This window comes from Cupriavidus sp. JZ107, assembly GCF_053903255.1.
Map to the genome: position 1 here is coordinate 369,365 of NZ_CP096480.1, position 20,211 is coordinate 389,575.

The following is a 20,211-nucleotide window of genomic DNA, read 5'->3' on the forward strand; positions in this document are numbered from 1 at the left end:
CCGGATTGGTGCGCCGTGGTGCAACGAGGGGACTGGCGTCATGCCGATGGCGCCGGCGGGAGACATGCGTCCACATCGCCGTGGTTTTCGGCGTATTTCGCGCGCTTTCTCGTGGCACGGCAGTTGCGATGAACTGCGCGTCGCCCGCCGCCGAGCGGGTGCATTCCCTTCGCTCAAAGAGGTCTGTCGATGCCACTACGTTGCCGTCTTCTTCGCGCCTGCCTTGCCGTCACCGCGCTTGCCATCCTTGCCGCATCGTCGTGGAGTCATGCCGATTCCGCATGGCCCCGTCAGCCGGTCAGGATCGTGGTGCCGTTCAACCCCGGCGCCGCTACCGACCTGATCACGCGCCAGCTTGGCCAGGCCCTGGCCAAAGAACATGGCCAGAGCTTCGTGATCGAAAACAAGCCCGGCGCCGCCGCGATGATCGGCAGCGAGGCAGTGGCCCGCGCGCCGGGCGACGGCTATACGCTGCTGATGTCGGGACCCGCCTCGATGGTGACCAACCGTTTTCTCTACAAGAAGTTGAGCTACGACCCGGATGCCTTCGAGAAGGTGGCGGTGGTGGCCTATACGCCGAATATCCTGCTGTCGCATCCGTCGCTGCCGTTCAGGACGCTGCCCGAAATGGTGGCCTACGCCAAGGCCAATCCGGGCAAGCTGACCTATGCGTCGTTCGGTGCCGGCACCACCTCGCACATGGCCGGCGAAATGCTCAAGGCGATGGCCGGCATCGACATCGTGCACGTGCCGTACAAGGGCGCGGGCGAAGCGATTCCGGCCCTGCTGTCGGGCCAGGTGTCGATGTACTTCGACACCATCATGACGGGGTTGCCCTACGTCAAGGCCGGGAAACTGAGGGCGCTCGGCGTGTCGAACGCCAAACGCTCGGCGATGGCGCCCGATGTGCCGACCATCGCGGAGCAGGGCTATCCCGGCTACGACATCGCGCCGTGGTACGGCATCGTCGCGCCCAAGGGAACGCCGGCGGACATCGTGGGCAAGCTCAATGCCTCGATCAACCGGCATCTGCTGGACGCTGCCTTCCGCGACAAGCTGGCCGCGACGGGCGCCGAGCCGCGCGGCGGCAGCGTGGCCGATTTCCGTGCGATGGTCGAGGCGGAGATCCCGCGTACCGAAAAGCTAGTCAGGCAGTCGGGGCTGACGCTGCAGAAAGGCATCGCGTTGCCGCCAGCGGAGTCAGGCCCGTCGGGCCACCCAGGCTCCCCAGAACAGGCTCGAGAAGAACGGCTCGGGCTTCTCGAAGCCAGCGTCGGACAGCAGCGTGGCGACGGCCTCGTCAGATTGCGGCGGATCCGCACCCTGCAGGATCTTGCCTTGCTTGATGCGAACCTCTTCCTCGCTGGCGCCGTTCATGCGCCAGCGCTGCCCCCACGCGGCCATCAGCAGCGGCCGCGAGGCATAGGCGTAGCGGTTGCCGGCAAGGACCAGCGGCGCGCCCGGCTTCAGGCGCTGGGCAATGTCGCGAAGAATCGCCTGCTTGGCTTCGTCGCCCGGCAGGTGGTGCAGCACGCCGATCAGCGTCGCGGCGTCGAAGCGGACCTCGGCCGGCAGATCGGCGACCACGCCGAGCACGGGCTCGGTACGCCCCAGCAGGCCGGCCTCGCGGACTCGGGCCAGCGCGAGCTCCAGCATCGGCTGCGAGGGATCGACCGCGACGAAGCGCCAGTTCGGCTCGAGCGCGCCGGCGACCACGATCTCGTTGCCGGTACCGCCGGCGCCCGCGACCAGCACGGTGGCGCTCGACCCGGGGCCAAGCGCGGCGGTCAGCATGCAGGCGGCCAGTTCATGGCAGGCGTCGTAGCCGGCGAGCGCGATCCGGCTCTGTCTGTCGTATTCGGCAGCGCGCAAGGGATCGAATTTGGCGGCGGTGTCGGCAGTCATCGTTCTTGTTCCTGTATTGCGATCGGCCAAGTCTGGCATAAGATCGATCATCCTTTCGGGCAAAGAGATGATCGAAATGCCGGTGCGCGAAGCAAAACATGATCGATTGGCTGCCTTCCTGCGGGCGTTCGGCCTGCGGGCTGTCGCGGGCGCGGATGCGGGGAGAGGTGGGACGCTCGCCGGGCTGTATGTCATGGGCGATGCTGACGATGCGGACGGCGGTATTGGCGTTCCCACGCATCTTGTCTTCCGTGCCTCGGGCGGAACGCCTTGCCATACCGACGGCGCGGTTCTGGCCGCCGCGGCCGTGGATTTCGGCGGCGCGACCAATCCTCTGGTCGGTGCCTTGCCCGACGAACTGGTGTTCCCGCTGGCCGAGCGGCCAGAGATGCGGGGCCTGGCGGAATTGTTCGTCGCCGAAGTCGAGGACTGCAGGTGCGGCAGTCCGACCGTCAAGGACCGGCTTTGCGAAATCATCGTGGTGCTCGCGGTGCGCCGCGCGATCGCGATGGGCACCGTCAATGCGGGCCTGCTGGCTGGCCTGGCCCACCCGAGGCTCCATCCGTGCCTGGTCGCCATGCATGACGAGCCGGCGCGACAGTGGCGCACCGACGATCTGGCCCGTATCGCCGGCATGTCGCGCAGCCATTTCGTTGCACAGTTCGCCCGGACCGTCGGCACCACGCCGGCCGATTACCTGACTTCGTGGCGCCTGGCTTTCGGCCGGGCCCAGCTTGCCCTGGGACATAGCGTCAAGGCGGTCGCCAGCCGCGCCGGATTCGGCAGTGCCGCTGCGTTCTCGCGCGCCTTTTCCCGTCAGTACGGGTATGCGCCGGTCACCGTCAAGGCTAGCGCGCAGGCCGATTGAACATGGCTCGGTTCCGATGCCGCGCCGTGATTCGTCAATGCCAGAGGAACCATGTCCCCTCTGACCCCCATGCGCTCTCTTCTCGTCCGGCTGCACCGCTGGTTCGGCCTTGCCGCCGCCATCTTCCTGTTCATCTCGGGCCTGACCGGCGCCATCATCTCGTGGGATCACGAGCTCGACGAATGGCTCAATCCGCAGCTGTTCCAGGCGCGCACCGAAGGCGTGCCGATGCCGGCGCTGGAGTTGGCGCGCCATATCGAGCAGGCCGATCCGCGGCTGCGCATCAGCTATACGCCGCTGGAAATCGAGCCGGGCCATGCATTGACGATGTTCGTCGAGGGGCGGATCGATCCGGCCACCGGCAAGCCCTTCGACCTGGGCTTCAACCAGATCGCGGTCGACCCGGTCACCGGCGAGATCCAGGCGCGCCGGATGTGGGGCGCGATCTCGCTGTCACGCGAAAACCTGCTGCCCTTCCTCTACAAGCTTCACTACACGATGCATATTCCCGACGGCTGGGGCATCGAGCTGGGCAAATGGTTCATGGGGCTGATCGCGATGGCGTGGGCGCTGGATTGCCTGATCGCGCTGTGGCTGTCGTTCCCGAATCGTGCCGCATGGCGCAAGTCGTTCGCCTTCCGCTGGCGCAAGGGCGGCTATGCGCTGAACTTCGACCTGCATCGATCGGGCGCGGTCTGGTTGTGGGGCCTGCTGTTGCTGCTGGCCGTGACGTCGATCTCGATGAACCTGGAGACGCAGGTGATGCGGCCGCTGGTGGCCAAGCTGTCGCCGCTGAGTCCCAACGAATTCGACAAGCGCACGCCGCGCCCGCTGGACCAGCCGCACGAGCCGGCGGTCACGCGCGAGCAGGTGCTCGCCGCGGCGCGGGCTGAAGGGACGCGCCGCGGCTGGCCAGAACCGGCCGGCGGCATCTTCTACTCGTCGCCGTACGGCCTCTATGGCGTCGGCTTCTTCGAGGCCGGCAACGACCATGGCGACGGCGGCCTGGGCAACAACTGGCTGTACTTCGACGGCAGGACGCTGGCGCCGGCGGGCGGCAGCATCCCGGGCACCGGCAGCGCCGGCGACCTGTTCCTGCAGGCGCAATTCCCGCTGCATTCCGGCCGCATCCTCGGCCTGCCGGGGCGCGTGCTGATTTCGCTGATGGGGCTGGTGGTGGCGATGCTGTGCGTGACCGGCGTGGTGATCTGGGTGCGCAAGCGGGCCGGGCGTCGCGCGGCGGCATCGCGCCGGCCGGTACAGGCGGGCTATCGTTCGGCGGGCTGAGGCGACTGTCCCGGCCCTCTCGGCCGTTGCTGGCGGTAAAGATTGCAGCCGGTTGGAAATTCCGCGAGCGCCTGATGGCATGTCCGCTGCGGTTCCGTCCTTTCAGGCGGCGAGCCCGGCGTTGCCGCGCCGGTACGACCCTTGCGGCGGTGTCGATTTTCTCGCCCATGGAGGCTGTCATGCAGACACCCCGCTTTCAGAACGACATCGCCATCGTCACGGGATCCGATTCGGGCATCGGCCGGGCCACCGCGATCGCTTTCGCCAGGGAGGGCGCGGACGTCGCCATCACATGGCACACCGACCGGGAAGGGGCGGAGCAGACCCGCCGCGAGGTGGAAGGCGCCGGCCGCAAGGCGATCGTCGTGGCCCTGGATCAGGCCGACCCGGCCAGCGTCGCCGAATTGTTCCGCAGTACGCGCGACCAGCTGGGGCTACCGACCATCCTGGTCAATGGCGCCGGCGTCGATGCGACCGGCACCCATGTCAAGGATCTGTCCGACGAGGATTGGGACCGGGCGATTCGTACCAATCTGTACGGTCCCTTCTATTGCTGCCGCGAGTTCATCCGCGGACTCGAAGGCAGCGGGCGGCACGGCACCATCATCAATATCACCAGCGTGCACCAGGAAATCCCGCGTGCCGGGGCCGCCGGCTACGATGCGTCCAAGGGAGGGCTGCGCAACCTGACCACCACGCTCGCGCTGGAATTGGCCGAGAAGAACATCAACGTCAACAATATCGCGCCGGGCATGGTGCTGACGCCGATGAACCAGCAGGCGGTCGACGATCCGAAGGTGCGCGAGCAGCAAGTGCAGTCGATCCCGATGAAGCGGGCGGCGCAGCCGGAGGAAATCGCCCATGTCGCGCTGTTCCTGGCATCGGAGCAGGCGCGCTATATCCATGGGACCACGATCGTCGTCGATGGGGCATTGATGCTGTATCAGGGACAGGGCGCTTGAGCCGACACGGGGCGGCGCGTCAGTGGGGAGCGGTCGCCGCCCGCCGCCGGGCGCGTGCGGCCAGCCCGCCGCCGAGCGACCAGCGCAGCGTCGGCGCCAGCACGCGCATGCCGGCCAGCGACAGCGGCCGCCGCAGTGCACTGATGCTGGCGCCGGCCAGTCCCAGCTCGCGCCGCACCCAGTCCGGCAGCAGCGCGATGCCGGCATCGGCCATGATGCGTACCGCCGGCACCAGCAGCGGATTGGCCACCGGCATCTGCATCACCAGCCGCACCACCTCATGGGTGCGTTCGGTCACCAGCAATTGCGGGCGCATCTTCTGCAGGTACGCCGCGATCTGGTCGCGAGAGCGCGGCACTTCGGTGGCGCCCAGCAGTTCGGCGATCAGCGCCACCTCGTCGTAGTAGCGATCCTGCTCGGCGGCGGACAGGGGCCGGACATAGCGCAGGTAGGCGGCAAGGAAGCTCGACACCTCGGCCACGTGGACCCAGGTCAGCAGGGCGGGATCGCTGGCCGCATAGGGGCGGCCGTCGGGCGCGGTGCCGGTCACGCCGGTGTGGATGCGGCGCACCCGTTCGATCAGGCGCATCGCGTCGGCGCGGTTGCCATAGGTGGTGCCGGCAATGAACTGTGCGGTGCGGCCCAGCCGCCCCTGCATGTCGGTACGAAAGCTGGAGTGGTCCCAGACCCCGGCCAGCGCCAGCGGGTGCATCGTCTGCATCAGCAGCGCGCTGACACCGCCGGCGAGCATCGCGGGAAAGTCGCCATGCACGCGCCAGCAGACCGCATCGGGCCCGAACAGGCCCGGATCGCCCGGGGGATTGTCGTAGTCGAGCGTCAGGCCGGAGTTGCTGCGGGTCAGCGCGCGGACGTGCGCGCCGGCCTGTTCGCGCACCCGGCGGACCACACCGCCCGGGCGCGATGCCGCAGCGTTCAGCCCTTGCCTGCTTCCTTCACTGCCCTTCATGCCTGCCTGATCTCGTACCGCCTTCGGTGAAAGGCCAAATCGCCTTGATCGGCCTGAATCAGCCTGAAACAGCCTCCTGAATCAGCCTAATAGTAACGAAGGTCGGTGGCCTTGCCCCAGAACACGCGATAAGCGTAGATCGTGTAGCCGAGGATGGTGGGCAGCACGATGACCGCGCCGATCAGGATCACGGCCAGCGATTCCGGCGCGCTGGCGGCCTGCCAGATGTCGAGCTGGTCGACCACCAGGTAGGGGAACAGGCTGTAAGCCAGGCCGTTGAACGCCATCAGGAAGATCACCGCGGTGCCGACGAAGGGCACCCAGGCCAGGCGGTCGTTCCCCGCCCTCTGCAGCGGGCCCATGCGCCGCAGCAGCCGGTCGATCACCACGAACAGCGCGATCGTGATCAGCGGAATCGGCGCCAGCAGGATGATGTTCGGCAGCGAGAACCACTTGTCGAAGATCCGCTCGCTGACCAGCGGCGTCACCACCGAGATGGCGGCCACGCCCACGCCGGTCAGCCACAGGCTGCGCCGGGCCCAGTAAATGGCCCGCGCCTGCAGGCTGCCGGTGGTCTTCATGATCAGCCAGCTGGCGCCGAGCAGGCAGTAGCCCGCGACCAGGCACAGGCCCACCACCACCGCGAACAGCAGGTCGAGCCAGCCGTATTCGAAGCCGGTGATATAGAGGCCCAGCATCAGGCCCTGCGAGAACGAGGCCAGCAGCGAGCCGCCGTAGAAGGCCCAGTTCCACCACGGCTTGTGGTGGGCGCGCGCCTTGACGCGGAAGTCGAAGGCCACGCCGCGCAGGATCAGCCCGGCCAGCATCAGCGCGACCGGCAGGTACAGATTGGTCAGGATCACGCCGTGCGCCATCGGGAAGGCCGTCAGCAGCAGGCCGACGCCGAGCACCAGCCACGTTTCGTTGGCATCCCAGAAGGGTCCGATCGACGCGATCATCGTGTCCTTGTCGGCATCGTCGGCGCGCCGCAGCAGCACGCCGACGCCGAGGTCGTAGCCGTCCAGGATCACGTAGATCAGCATCGACAGCCCCATCAGGGCCAGGAAGACCAGCGGCATCCAGCCGGCGGGTTGGGTCAGGTCGGTCATTGCGCGCTCCATGGCTTGCCGCCGATGACGGGTTGAGGGGTTTCGATTTCCGGTTCGTCGATGGCCGGATCGGTGCCGGCGCGGCGGGCCAGATAGAACACCACCGAGATATAGGCCGCGATCAGCAGCAGGTACAGCGACAGGTACATCAGCAGGGTCGAGCCGACCATCGTCGCCGGCACCTTCGAGGCGGCCTCCGCGGTGGTCAGCACGCCGTAGACCAGGTAGGGCTGGCGGCCGATCTCGGTGACATACCAGCCGGCGACCAGCGCGATCCAGCCCGAGAAGGTCATCGCCAGCAGCATGCGGGCCACGCCCCTGGACGGCTCGCCGCGGCGCTTGAATTGCCAGGCCGCCAGCCAGGAAACCAGCAGCATCAGCATGCCGACGCCGACCATGATGCGGAAGGCGAAGAACACCGGCGCCACGGGCGGATGCTTGCCGGGGAACGCGTCGATGCCCTTGACCTCGCCATCGAAGGTGTGGGTCAGGTAGAAGGACGCCAGCTTCGGGATCGAGATTTCCCAGTCGGTGCTCTGGGTCACCGCATTGGGCCAGCCGAACAGCACGGCCGGGACGCTGGTGCCCGTGGTCCAGATGCCTTCCATCGCCGCGATCTTGGCCGGCTGGTGTTCCAGCGTATTGAGGCCATGCAGGTCGCCGACGATGATCTGCAGCGGGATCAGCACCGCTGCCACCATCACGCCGGTGCGCATGGTCGAGCGGACCTCCGGCGAGCGGTCGTTGCGCAGCCAGCGGTAGGCCGAGATGCCCGCCAGCAGGAACGACACCGTCAGGCCCGAGGCGATCAGCATATGGGTCAGGCGAAACGGGAACGACGGGTTGAAGATGACCTGCAGCCAGCTGACCACATGGGCCTTGCCGTCGATCATCTCGAAGCCGGCGGGCGTCTGCATCCACGAGTTCAGCGCCAGGATCCAGAACGCCGACAGCGTGGTGCCGCCGGCAACCAGCAGCGTGGCGATGGTATGAGTGCGATTGCTGACCCGGCGCATGCCGAACAGCATGATGCCGAGGAAGGTCGCCTCCAGGAAGAACGCGGTCAGCACCTCGTAGGCCAGCAGCGGGCCGGCGATATTGCCGACCGTCTCCATATAGCCCGGCCAGTTGGTGCCGAACTGGAAGCTCATCGTGATGCCGCTGACCACACCCAGCGCGAAGGTCAGCGCGAACACCTTGACCCAGAAGCGATAGGCCGCCATCCATCGTTCGTCGCCGGTCTTGCCGTAGCGCAGCTTGAAGAACAGCAGCACCCAGCCGAGCGCGATGCTGATGGTGGGGAACAGGATGTGGAAGGTGATATTGGCGGCGAACTGGATCCGCGCCAGCAGGATCGGGTCGAGCGACGACAACATGGGGCACTACTCCTTCTTGGTGCGAGCCGGCTTGCGCTTGCCTTCGGCGGGTTTGCCGCCGACGGCCCCGGATAGCTTGTCCTTCACTTCCAGCAGCTTAGTCACGCGGGAGCCCAGTCGCATTAATTTTTCCAAAGTGGCGATATCAAGCTTTTGCATATCGTTGAACCAGCCCGTCACCAGCAGGATCAGCTCGTACATCTCCTGCATGCGCCGCTGGGCATGCTTGTCGTCGGGATCGGACGGCGTTTCGAGCTGAACTTCCCGCAACATTGACAAAGTCGGGTCGATCTCCCGGCGGCGGCGTTCTTCGGCCAGGGTCCGGAAAATGGCCCAGACATCGTCCGGCGCCGAGAAGTACTCGCGCCGGTCGCCCGGCTGGTGCGAAAGCCGTACCAGGTTCCACGACTCCAGTTCCTTCAGCCCGATGCTGACGTTGGAGCGCGAGAAACCCAGCGACTCGGCGATCTCATCGGCATTGAGCGGGCGGGCCGCGGTAAACAGCAGCGCGTAGATCTGGCCGACGGTGCGGTTGATCCCCCAGCGGCTTCCCATTTCGCCGAAATGAAGGACGAAGCGCTGGATCAGGGGCGACAGTTGCATGTTTGTCTGTTTTGAATTTTCAGTAATTTTTGAAAGTTTAAAACGGAACGTGATGCTGGGCAAGCGAGGACGCCGGAGTGCGACCGGGTGTCGCACTCGTTGCCGAACCGAGTGCCGCAGCTGGGTGCCGCAGCCGGGTGCCGCAGCCGGGTGCCGCAGCCCGTTGCCGAGCCGCCAGGCCGCCTCACGGTAAAATACGATAACGATTCTCGTTTATTGATAGCAGTGTGAGCACAATGGACCCCCGTCCCAGCATCCTGATCGTCGACGATCACAAGGACATTCGTGATCCCTTGTCGACTTACATCAGGCGCTTCGATTTCGATGTAGAGGCCGTGGCCGACGGCAAGGCGATGCGCCAGCGCCTGGAAGCGCGCCGCTACAGCCTGATCATCCTGGACATCATGCTGCCGGGCGAGGACGGGCTGTCGCTGTGCCGTTACGTGTCCGAGCATGTGGGAACGCCGGTGATCCTGTTGACCGCGATGACCGAGCAGGCGGACCGCATCGCCGGTCTGGAGATCGGCGCGGCGGATTATGTGGTCAAGCCCTTCGACCCGCGCGAGCTGGTGGCCCGGATCCGCAGCGTGCTGCGACGCAACCGCGTGCCGGAGGCGCGCGAGCCGGCGGACGTGCCGGCGCCCAGGGAATACCGCTTTACGTTCTGCGGCTGGACCTTCGATACCAGGACGCGGGCGCTGCGCAATCCGCGCGACGAGGAGGTGCCGCTGAGCACCGCCGAGTTTCATCTGCTGCGCGCGTTGGTCGAGAACGCCAACCGCGTGCTGAGCCGCAGCCAGCTGCTCGACATGACGCAGCGCTCCGGCACGATGACGTTCGACCGCAGCATCGACAGCCAGGTCAGCCGCCTGCGCAAGAAACTGGAACCCGATCCGCGCCATCCCGGCATGCTGAAGACCGTTCGCGGCGACGGCTATCTGTTGGCGACCAAGGTCTCGGTGCTGCCGTCATGAAATGGCTCCCGCGCAGCCTGTCGGGCCAGCTGGTGGCCCTGTGGCTGCTGGCGATGCTCGCCGCGCATGTGTTCGCCGTGGTCGCGCTGTCGTGGTGGCGCGCGGACAATGCCACGCTCCATCCGCTGTCGGTGCGGACCATCGAGACGCGCATCCTTTCCGCCTACCGGCTGGCCGGCCGGCCTGCCGATGCGGATGCGCTGCTGCAAGACATCAGCCTGCCCGATTCGACGTTCCGCCTCGCGGCGCACGCCTTGCCGGACCCGTACGGGATGGGCGAGCAGGAGCGAGCCATCGCGCAGCGGCTGCGCAGCCAGCTGGACCTTGCGGATAACGTGCCGATCCACGTGCGCCTGCAGCAGGCCGAACCGGAGCGGGGCGGCCAACGCGGCGGCAACTGGCTGGAGCGCGCGTTCAGCGGCACCCATGCGCTGGCGCTGGACATCGAGGTCCAGTTGCCGAATGGACGCTGGCTGCGCAGCCGGCACTGGCCGACGATGGTCCCGGCGCACTGGTCCCGTGTCCTGAGCTTTTCGCTGCTGGTCGGCATGCTGCCGACGGCGTTGATCGCGCTGTTGTTCGGGCGTCGGATCATGCGGCCGTTGCGGCTGCTGACCGAGGCGTCCAGGCGCGTCAGCCGCGGCGAGCGCGTCATCCTGCCCGCGCCCGGCGCGCTCAGCGGCGTGCGCGAGATCACCCGGGCGTTCAACGACATGCAGGAAAGCCTGACCCGCTTCGTCAACGGGAGGACGCAGATGTTCGCCGCCATCGGACACGATCTGCGCACGCCGCTGACCTCGCTGCGGATCCGGGCCGAGCTGATCGACGACGGCGAGCTGCGCGACGCGATGGTCAAGACGCTGGACGACATGAGCGTGATGGTCGAGGGCGCGCTGCAGTTCGCGCGCGACGATGCGTTGCAGGAGCCGACCCAGGACGTCAGGCTCGACGAGTTGATCCAGGAAATCGTCGATCAGCAGACGATCCAGGGGCGCGCGGTGCGCTGCGAGGTGCGCTGCGACATGCGGCCCGATCCGGGCCTGTTCTATCGTTGCCGCCCCGTCCATCTGAAGCGCGGGCTGAGCAATATCATCGACAATGCCGCGCGCTACGGCGAGGTGGGCATCCGCGTCGTGGCCGACAGGATCCGGCATAGGCTGCGGATCGAAGTCGACGACAAGGGCCCGGGCATCGACCCCGACCATCTCGAACGGGTATTCGAGCCGTTCACGCGCCTTGATGCCGCGCGCAGCGCCGACACCGGCGGTCTCGGTCTTGGGCTGGCGATCGCCCGTTCGTGCATCCGCGCCCACGGCGGCGATGTCACGCTGCACAACCGGGCGGAGGGCGGCCTGCGGGCCGTCATCGAGCTGCCGAACTAGGCGGTGGGGTCCAGGCGTCGGCGGCGGGCGCGAGCCGCGCGACTGGCGCGGACCCGATTGTGGCGAAATGTGTCAACGAATGCGCGTTGCAATAGTCCGCCACACATCAACAAACGCCGGCAACATCAAATAGTAATCATTCGCATTTTGACGGGTGCCGATGCCTGCCGTTCCATGGCGAGCGTCGAAATGCGGTGTTCACCTCTTTGACGGGGAGGGTGCTTCCTGTTTCCAGCGAAGGCTCGGCAGCACGTCAGGTCCGTTGTCCTTCTCTGGAGTCCTCCGTGCAGCAAAGAAAAATAGCGAACGCCATCCGCCTGCTGGTGTCAGGCGCTTCCGCGGGTCTGGTGATCTCTGTCTCGACGATCCCGCTCGCCGCCCATGCCCAGGCAGCCGCCGGCGAGGGCACGGGGAGCGGACGCGCCAGCACGGGCGGCAACGTGCTGCCCCAGGTAACCGTCTCCGGCGACGCGATCCAGAACACCAATGACGCCCCGCTTGGCATTTCACGGCTGCCGGACACGGTCCGCGAAACGCCGAAGACGATCAACGTGGTGCCGCAGGAGGTCATCGAGCAGCAGCACGCCACCTCGCTCGAGCAGATCCTGAAGAACGTGCCGGGCATCACGATCTCGACCGGCGAGGGCAACGGCGGCCAGAGCGGCGACCAGTTCCGCATCCGTGGCCTGTCCGCCAAGGGCGACATCTATGTCGACGGCCTGCGCGATTTCGGCGCCTACAAGCGCGATGCGTTCAACACGGAAAGCGTCGAGGTCATCAAGGGACCTTCCGGCGAGAGCTTCGGCGTGGGCAATGTCGGTGGCCTGATCAACCAGACCACCAAGAAGGCGAACCTGCATACCAGCACCAGCATCGACCAGGGTTTCGCCACCGAAGACACCTATCGCACCACGGTCGACAGCAACTTCCGCCTGAACGACACCTCGGCGCTGCGCATCAACGGCATGTTCCAGAACGGCCGCGTGGCCGACCGCGCCCACGTCGGCGACGATCGCCGCGGCCTGGCGATCGATTTCGGCACCGGCCTGGGCACCAGCACCGAGTGGCACCTGAACTATTCGTACCTGCGCCGCACCGGCGCGCCGGACTTCGGCGTGCCGGTCGCGCAGGGCGCCGATGGCATCTACCGTCCGCTGACCGAGTACGGCGTGCCGGGCATCTCGTCGTCGACCTCGTACGTGCGCAATACCGACCGCGACAGGACCGACGCGCACGTGGTGTCGTCGAACTTCAAGACGAAGCTCGACAACGGCATCACGATCAGCAACGACACCCGCTTCAGCTACTACGAGCGCGACTTCTCGGCGACCAATCCGGCCGCGGTCAGCTATGCCAATCTCCAGCGTCTGCTGGCCGGGGGCAACGTTCCCGTGTCGTACGGCGCCGGCGGCGGCATGACCTATCTGCAGCGCGGCTGGGGCATCCAGAACGTGCTGAGCGCCAAGGGCGAGTTCATGACCGGCAGCCTGCGCCACAAGGCGATGGTGGGGCTCGATACGATCTACCAGCGCGACCATCGCAGCATGGGCAGCTGGACCGGCCGCAACAACAACCAGACCGTCGTCAATCCGGTCTTCGACAACAGCCCGAACGCGACGGTGGCGTACGCCAACACGCGCGACGCCAATGCGACCAATGTCGGCGTGTTCATCAACGACCGCGTCTGGTTCAACGACAAGTTCTCGCTGCTCGGCAGCCTGCGCTGGGACTACTTCCAGAGCGAGTTCTCGACCAGTGCCTCGACGCTGGGCGGCAAGGCGGACTCGAAGAAGCTGAGCCCGTCGATCAGCGCGATCTGGGAGCCGACCAGGGACACGATGTTCTACACGTCGTTCTCGCGTACCTACCGGCCCGTGGGCACCGATATCGCAGTGGCGGTCGGCGGCGTGGCATCGGAAGTGCCGCAGAACGGCGTCGGCAACGAGCCCGAGCGTTCGGACACCATCGAGGTCGGTGCCAAGGTGGACTTCCTCGACAAGCGTCTGGGCCTCACCGGCGCGATCTTCCAGACGAAGAAGGCCAACGCCTACACGGTCGATCCGGTGACCGGCGACATCACCAACGGCTTCTCTGATTCGGGCGAGGGCCGCAAGATCCGCGGCGTCGAGGTGGGCTTGAGCGGCCGCATCGTCGGCGGCTGGACCGCCAATGTCGCCTATGCCTACCTGAGCGGCGAGGTGACTTCGGCCACCAATGGCGCCATCGTCGGCAATGCGGCGCCGGGCGTATCGCGCCACAACGTCACGCTGTGGACCGCCTATGACATCCCGCACACGCTGCTGCCGGTGCCGGGCAAGCTGACCATCGGCGGCGGCCTGCAGTACGCCACCGGCTACTGGGCCGATTCGGCGAACACGGCCAAGATGCCGGACAACTTCTCGCTGGACGCGATGATCGCGTACAAGGTCGGCAAGTACCGGATCTCGCTGAACGGCTACAACCTGACGGACCATCTGAACTACCAGTCCTCGTTCGGCGCCGTGCGTGCGGTGCCGACCTCGCGCAGGACGTTCCTGCTGAACGTCGGCATGACGTTCTAAGCGGAGACGAAGGGGCGGTGCCCCCGAACACCCGTCACGTCGTTCCCCGCACGCGGGAACCCAGCGTCTTTCAAAGCCACTGGGTCCCCGCCTGCGCGGGAACGACGTGTTGGCTGGCGAAGCGGAGCCGCTAGAATTGCGAAATTCCGCTGCCTTTGCGCCGCTCCTTGCGCCGCTTTTTGCGCCACTCCCGCCAACCTTGCCATGCTGGTCCAGATCCCCGACGTCCTGACCCCCGAAGAAATCCGGTACTGCCGCGAACGCGTCGAGCGCTCGCAATGGGTCGACGGGCGCGTGACCGCCGGCGACCTGGCGGCGCAATCGAAGTACAACCTGCAGATTCCGGTCGACAGCGCCGAGGCGCGCGAGCTGGGCGAGCTGGTGTTGACCGCATTGGGCCGCAACCCCACCTATCATTCGGCCGCGCTGCCGCTGCGCGTGATGCCGCCGATGTTCAATCGCTACGACAGCGCGATGAATTTCGGCACGCACGTGGACAACGCGATCCGCACCGTGCCGGGCACGGGCGGCATGCGCATTCGCGCCGATGTCTCCAGCACGCTGTTCCTGTCCGATCCCGATGAGTACGAAGGCGGCGAGCTGGTGATCCAGGACCTCTACGGTTCGCACACCGTCAAGCTGCCGGCCGGCCATCTGGTGGTCTATCCCGCGTCGTCGTTGCACAGGGTGACCCCGGTGACCAAGGGCTCGCGCTGGGCCTCGTTCTTCTGGGCGCAGTCGATGGTCAAGGACGACGGCCAGCGGCGCATGCTGTACGAGCTCGATCTCGCGATCATCGAGATCCGCAAGCAGCTGGGCGACGACAAGGACGCCGTGCTGGCCCTGGTCAATCACTATCACAACCTGCTGCGTCGCTGGGCCGAGCTGTGACGCGCTGGCAGATCCCCGCGGATACCGTCTCGCTGCGCGATTACGAGCGCCGCTTCCACGAACGGGTGGAGCCGGGCGTGCGCGCCTATGTCGCGGGCGCCGCCGCGGACGGCATCACGCAGCGCGAGAACGGCGCCGCGTTCGAGCGGCTGCGGCTGATGCCGAGCGCGCTGGTCGACATGTCGCACGCCTCGGCACGGCGCACGCTGTTCGGCGAGGCGCTCGACTACCCGATCCTGATCGCGCCGACGGCCTTCCATCGGCTGGTGCATCCGGACGGCGAACTGGCGACGGTGCACGCCGCATCGCTGACGCGCACGTGGATGACGGTCAGCACGCAGGCCAGCGTGACGCTCGAGGCGATCGCGCGGGCCTCGACGGTGCCGCTGTGGTTCCAGCTGTATCTCCAGCCGCGGCCGCGGGATACGGCCGACCTGGTGCGCCGCGCCGAGCAGGCCGGATACAGGGCCATTGTCGTGACCATCGACGCCGCCGTCAGCGGCGTCCGCAATATCGAGCAGCGCGCGGGCTTCCGGCTGCCGGACGATGTCGGGGCGGTCAATCTGGCGGGCTATCCGCCGGTCGAGCCGGTCAGCGCCAGCCACGGCAGCCCGGTCTTCCGCGGCATGCTGAAGAACGCGCCGACATGGCGCGATATCGAGGCGCTGTGTGGTCAGACGTCGCTGCCGGTGCTGGTCAAGGGCCTGCTCAATCCGAACGATGTCGAGCCGGCCCTGAACGCCGGGGTCGCCGGCATCGTCGTCTCGAACCATGGCGGACGCACGCTGGACACCGTACCGGCGACGATCGATTGCCTGCCCGCCATCGCGGCGCAAGTCGGTGGCAGGGTGCCGGTCTTGCTGGATGGCGGCATCCGGCGCGGAACGGATATCGTCAAGGCGATCGCCCTGGGCGCGACCGCCGTGATGCTCGGGCAACCGGTGCTTCATGCGCTGGCGGTGGGCGGCATGCCTGGCGTCGCGCATATGCTGACGCTGCTGCAGACCGAGCTGGAAATCGCGATGGCGCTGGCCGGCTGCCCCACGTTGGACGCGATCGATGGGTCCGTTCTGGCGCGCTCGCGATAGCCGTGCCGGCCGGCGCGGTGCGCAGGGCCTCTACTGATAATAAGTTATCATTTGCCGATCCCGGCGCGCCGCCCGGTGTGTTGTCTTTGATCCTGTCCGTTGAGCGGGCAGCCTTCGCAGAAGGACGATCGACTCATGTATTCGCGACTCTCCCCACTGTTTGCCATCGCCGTCTTCGCTGCCTGCATCGCCGGTCGGGCGCAGGCCGCCGAGCCGCATGTTCATGGGCAAGCGACGCTCGATGTTGCGGTGGAAGGCCAGGTGCTGTCCATCGCGCTCGCATCGCCGCTCGACAATGTATTCGGCTTCGAGCGCCTGCCGCGCACCGACGCCGAACGGGCGAAGGTCCGTCAGGCCATTGCCGGCCTGCGCGACGGTGCGGCGTTGTTCCGGCCTTCCCCGGAGGCCGACTGCCGGCTCGAAGCCGCGCAGGTGCAATTCGGCGCGCTGCACCACGGCCTGACCGGCCAGGGAGAAGCGCCGCGCGGCCAGCCGCAGGCCGAGCATCAGCACGCGGATCTCGATGCGGACTACCGCTTCCGCTGCGCCCGGCCCGAGGCGTTGCGTTCTGTCGACGTACGCGTGTTCCGCCTGTTTCCGGGCGTCAGCCGGATTGCCGTCCAGCTTGCCACCGACACGCGCCAGTCTGGCGCGACGCTGACGCCGGCACAGCCGCGCCTGCGCTGGTGAGGGCGATGGCGGAGGCGATGGCGGAGGCGATGGCACAGGTGCCGCACGAAGAGCCGCTGGTCGTGGCGAGGAATGTCAACTTTCGCTGGCCCGGTCGCGACGGCGGCGCGCTGTCGCTGCCTGCCTTCGAACTGGCTCGCGGCGAGCATCTGTTTGTCTCGGGCCCCAGCGGCAGCGGCAAGACCACGCTGCTGTCGCTGCTGGCCGGCGTGGTGACGCCGCGTCAGGGCTCGATCCGGATCGCCGGTACCGATCTGACGACGCTGCCATCCGCCGGGCGCGACCGCTTTCGCGCCGACCACATCGGCATCATCTTCCAGCAGCTGAATCTGCTGCCCTATCTGTCCGTGCTCGACAACGTGCTGTTGCCGTGCCGCTTCTCCGCGAGCCGCAAGACGCGCGCCCGCGAGCAGGCCGGTGGAGCGGTCGAAGCGGCCGGCATGCTGCTGGAACGGCTCGATATGCCGGCCAGCCTGTGGCGACGCCCCGCGGCGCAGCTGTCGGTGGGGCAGCAGCAGCGGGTCGCCGCGGCGCGCGCGCTGCTGGGGCGGCCCGAACTGATCCTGGCGGACGAGCCCACGTCCTCGCTCGATGCCGCCCGGCAGGCCGCGTTCATGACGCTGCTGCAGCGGGAGTGCCGCGCGTCCGGCGCCGGGCTGGTGATGGTCAGCCACGATGAGCGGCTGGCGTCCGGCTTCGACCGGCGCTTCACGATGCCGGCCGCGCGCGAAGAGGAGCCGGCATGATCGCGCTGATGTCGATTGCCGCGCGCAGCGCGTGGAACCGCCGCTTCAACCTGGTGTGGATGGTGATTGCGATCGCGCTGTCGACGGCGCTGCTGCTCGGCATCGAGCGGGTCCGGCATCAGGTGCGCGCCAGCTTCGCGCAGTCGGTGTCGGGCACGGATCTGATCGTCGGCGCCCGCACCAGCCCGATCCAGCTGGTGCTGTACGCGGTCTTCCGGCTCGGCGGCGCGACCAACAACATCGGTTGGGGCAGCGTGCAAGGCCTTGCCGCCCACCCGCAGGTCGCATGGACGATCCCGCTTTCGCTGGGCGATTCGCATCGCGGCTTTCCGGTGCTGGCGACCACGGCCGGGTATTTCGAGAATTTCCGCCATGGCGATGGCCGCGCGCTGCGGCTCGCGCAGGGACGCCCCTTCGACGACAGGATCGATGGCATGTTCGACGCGGTGCTCGGCGCCGAGGTCGCCCGCCGCCTGGACTATCGCATCGGAGACAGAATCGTGCTGGCCCATGGCGATGCGGCGGCCCCGGGCGCGCTGCGTCTCGAGCACGGGGACAAGCCGTTTACCGTGGTCGGTATCCTGGCGCCGACCGGAACGCCGGTCGATCGCACCATCCATATCGGCCTGGAGGCGATGCAGGCGATCCATCTCGATTTCCAGGGCGGTACACGCGTGCCCGGCGCGTCGATCGCGCCCGAGCACCTGCGCCGCTTCGATCTGACGCCCGACAGCGTCACCGCGGTGCTGGTCGGCCTGAAGCTGCGCTCGCGCGTCTTCGCGCTGCAGCGGGAGATCGCCCAGGACACGCGCGAGCCGTTGATGGCGGTGCTGCCGGGCGTGGCGCTCGACGCGCTGTGGGACCTCGTCGATATCGCCGGCAATGCGCTGCGCGCCGTGTCGGCGCTGGTCGCGGTGATCGGGCTGGCCGGACTGGCGTCGTCGATCCTGGCCGCGCTCGGCGAGCGGCGGCGCGAACTGGCGATCCTGCGGGCGGCCGGGGCGCGGCCGCGCGATATCCTGGCCTTGCTGGCGATCGAAGGCATGATGCTGATGCTGACCGGCGTCGCCGCGGGCGTGGCGCTGCTGTCGCTGAGCAGCGCGCTGCTGGCGGGCTGGCTGGAGGCGCGCCTGGGCGTGGCGCTGCCGGTATCGTGGCCCAGCCTCGCGGAATTGCCGCTGCTGGCCGCGCTGGTCGTGGCCGGGTTTGCAGCAAGCCTGCTGCCGGCATGGCGGGCCTACCGCCTGAGCCTGGCGGACGGGCTCAATCCGAGGACATGAAAGATGACTAGGCAAACGCCAGGCAATCCGCGGCGCCGCAAGTGGCTGCTCGCGGCAGGCGGCGCGTTGGGGGTGGCGGGCCTGAGCGCGGCGGGGCTCTGGTGGATCCGCGGCCGCGGCGACTCGGCCGGATCGTCGTCGACCGCGCGGCGCAAATACGCGATCGGCGAAACGCTGGAGCGCGAGACGCCGCCCACGGCTCCCGCGCCCACGACCTATCGCGAGATCGAATGGGACGCGCTGCTGCCGAAAGGATGGGATCCGCTCGCGCCGCTGAAGGGCCTGGACCTGGCACAGATGGAAGATGGCGATCCCCGGGCGCAGGCAGCGCTGGAGAAGGCCAAACAATACTGGCAGGAAGCGCCGGTCGAACCTTCCCTCGATGGTTCGCCGGTACGGCTGCCGGGCTTCGTCGTCTCGTTGGGCGGCGAGGGCGAGGCGATCCGCGAATTCCTGCTGGTGCCGTATTTCGGCGCCTGCATCCACGTGCCGCCGCCGCCCGCCAATCAGGTCGTCCACGTTCAGGCGAAGGCGCCGCTGCAGGGTACCCGCACGATGGATACCGTGTGGATCGAGGGCGTGCTGCGCGTCGAGCGTGCCGAGACGGCGATGGGCGACAGCGGCTATGCGATGCGCGGCGCGCGCGTCGAGCCTTATTTGGAGCCGCGGCGCGAGCGTCCGTGATCCGACGCTGATCGCCCAATGCGCGCGCCGCGGTTCCGGGTCAAGCCCTAGTGCGCGCGAGTCGGCAGTCCCACCGCATCGACCAGCACCTGTTCGAGCCATGCCGGGCCGTTGGTCGACAGGCGGGCGAGCAGCCCCGTATCCGCCCCGGTACCGATCGCCAGCACGCCGCCCAGCACGGCCAGGCCCAGCGCGCGGCGCAGCCATTCGGTCGCGCCCATCGAACGCTTCATGGCGGACAGCACGCGGCCGCCGATGCCCAGCGCAGCCGCCAGCGAGGTCGCCGCCCCCGCGGCGTAGGCCAGCAACGCCAGCGACGTCGACACGCTCGCGCCGTTCAGCGCCGCACCGGTCAGCACCAGTCCAAGGATCGGGCCGGCGCACGGGGCCCACAGCATGCCGGTGGCGGCGCCAAGGCCCAGCGAGCCCCATATGGTGCCGGCGCTGCCACCACCACCCCTGCCGCTGCCGCTGCCATTGCCATTGCCGCTACCGTCGGCCAGGCGGTTGCCGAGCGCCACCAGCGGACGGGCCAGCGCATCGGCCAGGCGGGGCAGCAGCAGCGACAGGCCGAACACCGCAAGCAGCACCAGGGCCGCGATGCGTCCGTACTCGTTGGCCTGAACGACCCAGGCACCGCCGGCGGAGGCCAGCGTCACCACGGCGGCAAAGGTCAGCGCCATGCCGGCGAGCATCGGCAGCGTGCCGCGCAGGAACGGCTGTCCGGACCGGCTCAGTACAAAGGGCAGCACCGGCAGGATGCAGGGGCTCAGGATGGTCAGGGCGCCGCCAAGGTAGGCGAGAATCAGCAGGGTCATGATCGTGTCTCCAGACAAAA

Annotated in this window: 17 protein-coding genes and 2 pseudogenes; 13 read left to right on the forward strand and 6 right to left on the reverse strand. The window is 67.7% G+C overall.

The features are described 5' to 3' along the window. Positions 1-189: 189 nt before the first annotated feature. Positions 190-1,173, forward strand: a pseudogene (locus M1D55_RS01580) (Bug family tripartite tricarboxylate transporter substrate binding protein); the annotation flags it as partial. 27 nt (positions 1,174-1,200) lie between these two features. Here the strand turns inward: M1D55_RS01580 and M1D55_RS01585 are convergent. Continuing rightward, positions 1,201-1,905, reverse strand: a complete 705-nt coding sequence (locus M1D55_RS01585) for a class I SAM-dependent methyltransferase (RefSeq protein WP_082928350.1) — start codon at positions 1,903-1,905, stop codon at positions 1,201-1,203. Positions 1,906-1,972: 67 nt separating this feature from the next. Here M1D55_RS01585 and M1D55_RS01590 point away from each other — a divergent pair, with 67 nt between their 5' ends. From M1D55_RS01590 to M1D55_RS01600, 3 genes are all read left to right on the forward strand, one after another. Continuing rightward, positions 1,973-2,773 carry an AraC family transcriptional regulator gene (locus tag M1D55_RS01590; RefSeq protein ID WP_456280908.1) on the forward strand — a complete coding sequence of 267 codons (801 nt, stop codon included), beginning with the start codon at positions 1,973-1,975 and terminating at the stop codon, positions 2,771-2,773. Between the two features lie 69 nt (positions 2,774-2,842). Then, positions 2,843-4,060: a PepSY-associated TM helix domain-containing protein gene (locus M1D55_RS01595; RefSeq protein WP_456281349.1), complete on the forward strand. Its 1,218-nt coding sequence runs from the start codon at positions 2,843-2,845 to the stop codon at positions 4,058-4,060. Positions 4,061-4,239: 179 nt separating this feature from the next. Further along, positions 4,240-5,022 carry an SDR family NAD(P)-dependent oxidoreductase gene (locus M1D55_RS01600; protein ID WP_456280909.1) on the forward strand — a complete coding sequence of 261 codons (783 nt, stop codon included), beginning with the start codon at positions 4,240-4,242 and terminating at the stop codon, positions 5,020-5,022. 19 nt (positions 5,023-5,041) lie between these two features. Here the strand turns inward: M1D55_RS01600 and M1D55_RS01605 are convergent, their stop codons facing one another. From M1D55_RS01605 to M1D55_RS01620, 4 genes are all read right to left on the reverse strand, one after another. After that, on the reverse strand, positions 5,042-5,989 hold the full coding sequence (locus M1D55_RS01605) for an oxygenase MpaB family protein (protein ID WP_456280910.1): 948 nt from the start codon (positions 5,987-5,989) through the stop codon (positions 5,042-5,044). An 86-nt stretch (positions 5,990-6,075) separates the two neighbouring features. After that, positions 6,076-7,098: a cytochrome d ubiquinol oxidase subunit II gene (locus M1D55_RS01610; protein ID WP_064574228.1), complete on the reverse strand. Its 1,023-nt coding sequence runs from the start codon at positions 7,096-7,098 to the stop codon at positions 6,076-6,078. Continuing rightward, positions 7,095-8,474, reverse strand: coding sequence for a cytochrome ubiquinol oxidase subunit I (locus M1D55_RS01615; protein ID WP_456280911.1), 1,380 nt, complete (start codon positions 8,472-8,474; stop codon positions 7,095-7,097). The genes M1D55_RS01610 and M1D55_RS01615 overlap by 4 nt, the downstream gene beginning before the upstream one ends. Positions 8,475-8,480: 6 nt before the next feature. Continuing rightward, complete coding sequence (locus M1D55_RS01620; protein ID WP_023263990.1) at positions 8,481-9,077, reverse strand: GbsR/MarR family transcriptional regulator; 597 nt, start codon at positions 9,075-9,077, stop codon at positions 8,481-8,483. A gap of 236 nt (positions 9,078-9,313) precedes the next feature. On the opposite strand from M1D55_RS01620, the gene M1D55_RS01625 reads away from it, so the two are divergent. The 9 genes from M1D55_RS01625 to M1D55_RS01665 all read left to right on the forward strand — a co-directional run bounded on the left by M1D55_RS01625 (position 9,314) and on the right by M1D55_RS01665 (position 19,373). After that, positions 9,314-10,051: a response regulator gene (locus M1D55_RS01625; RefSeq protein ID WP_006577291.1), complete on the forward strand. Its 738-nt coding sequence runs from the start codon at positions 9,314-9,316 to the stop codon at positions 10,049-10,051. After that, entirely contained in the window at positions 10,048-11,433 is a 1,386-nt protein-coding gene (locus M1D55_RS01630; protein ID WP_456280912.1) for an ATP-binding protein, read from the forward strand. Before M1D55_RS01625 ends, M1D55_RS01630 begins: the two co-directional genes overlap by 4 nt. Positions 11,434-11,717: 284 nt before the next feature. Next, positions 11,718-13,994 (forward strand): TonB-dependent receptor, encoded by a 2,277-nt coding sequence (locus M1D55_RS01635; RefSeq protein ID WP_456280913.1) that lies wholly within the window; start codon positions 11,718-11,720, stop codon positions 13,992-13,994. Positions 13,995-14,198: 204 nt separating this feature from the next. Next, a complete protein-coding gene (locus M1D55_RS01640) occupies positions 14,199-14,885 on the forward strand; it encodes a Fe2+-dependent dioxygenase (protein WP_006577287.1) in 687 nt (228 codons plus the stop codon). Next, positions 14,882-15,973 (forward strand): alpha-hydroxy acid oxidase, encoded by a 1,092-nt coding sequence (locus M1D55_RS01645; protein WP_456280914.1) that lies wholly within the window; start codon positions 14,882-14,884, stop codon positions 15,971-15,973. Before M1D55_RS01640 ends, M1D55_RS01645 begins: the two co-directional genes overlap by 4 nt. A gap of 135 nt (positions 15,974-16,108) precedes the next feature. Further along, positions 16,109-16,663, forward strand: coding sequence for a DUF2796 domain-containing protein (locus M1D55_RS01650; protein WP_456280915.1), 555 nt, complete (start codon positions 16,109-16,111; stop codon positions 16,661-16,663). A gap of 5 nt (positions 16,664-16,668) precedes the next feature. Next, entirely contained in the window at positions 16,669-17,409 is a 741-nt protein-coding gene (locus M1D55_RS01655) for an ABC transporter ATP-binding protein (protein ID WP_456280916.1), read from the forward strand. After that, a complete protein-coding gene (locus tag M1D55_RS01660) occupies positions 17,406-18,689 on the forward strand; it encodes an ABC transporter permease (protein ID WP_456280917.1) in 1,284 nt (427 codons plus the stop codon). The genes M1D55_RS01655 and M1D55_RS01660 overlap by 4 nt, the downstream gene beginning before the upstream one ends. Positions 18,690-18,692: 3 nt before the next feature. After that, positions 18,693-19,373 carry a DUF3299 domain-containing protein gene (locus tag M1D55_RS01665; protein ID WP_456280918.1) on the forward strand — a complete coding sequence of 227 codons (681 nt, stop codon included), beginning with the start codon at positions 18,693-18,695 and terminating at the stop codon, positions 19,371-19,373. 71 nt (positions 19,374-19,444) lie between these two features. Here the strand turns inward: M1D55_RS01665 and M1D55_RS01670 are convergent. After that, positions 19,445-20,191, reverse strand: a pseudogene (locus M1D55_RS01670) (cytochrome c biogenesis CcdA family protein); the annotation flags it as partial. Positions 20,192-20,211: the final 20 nt, after the last annotated feature.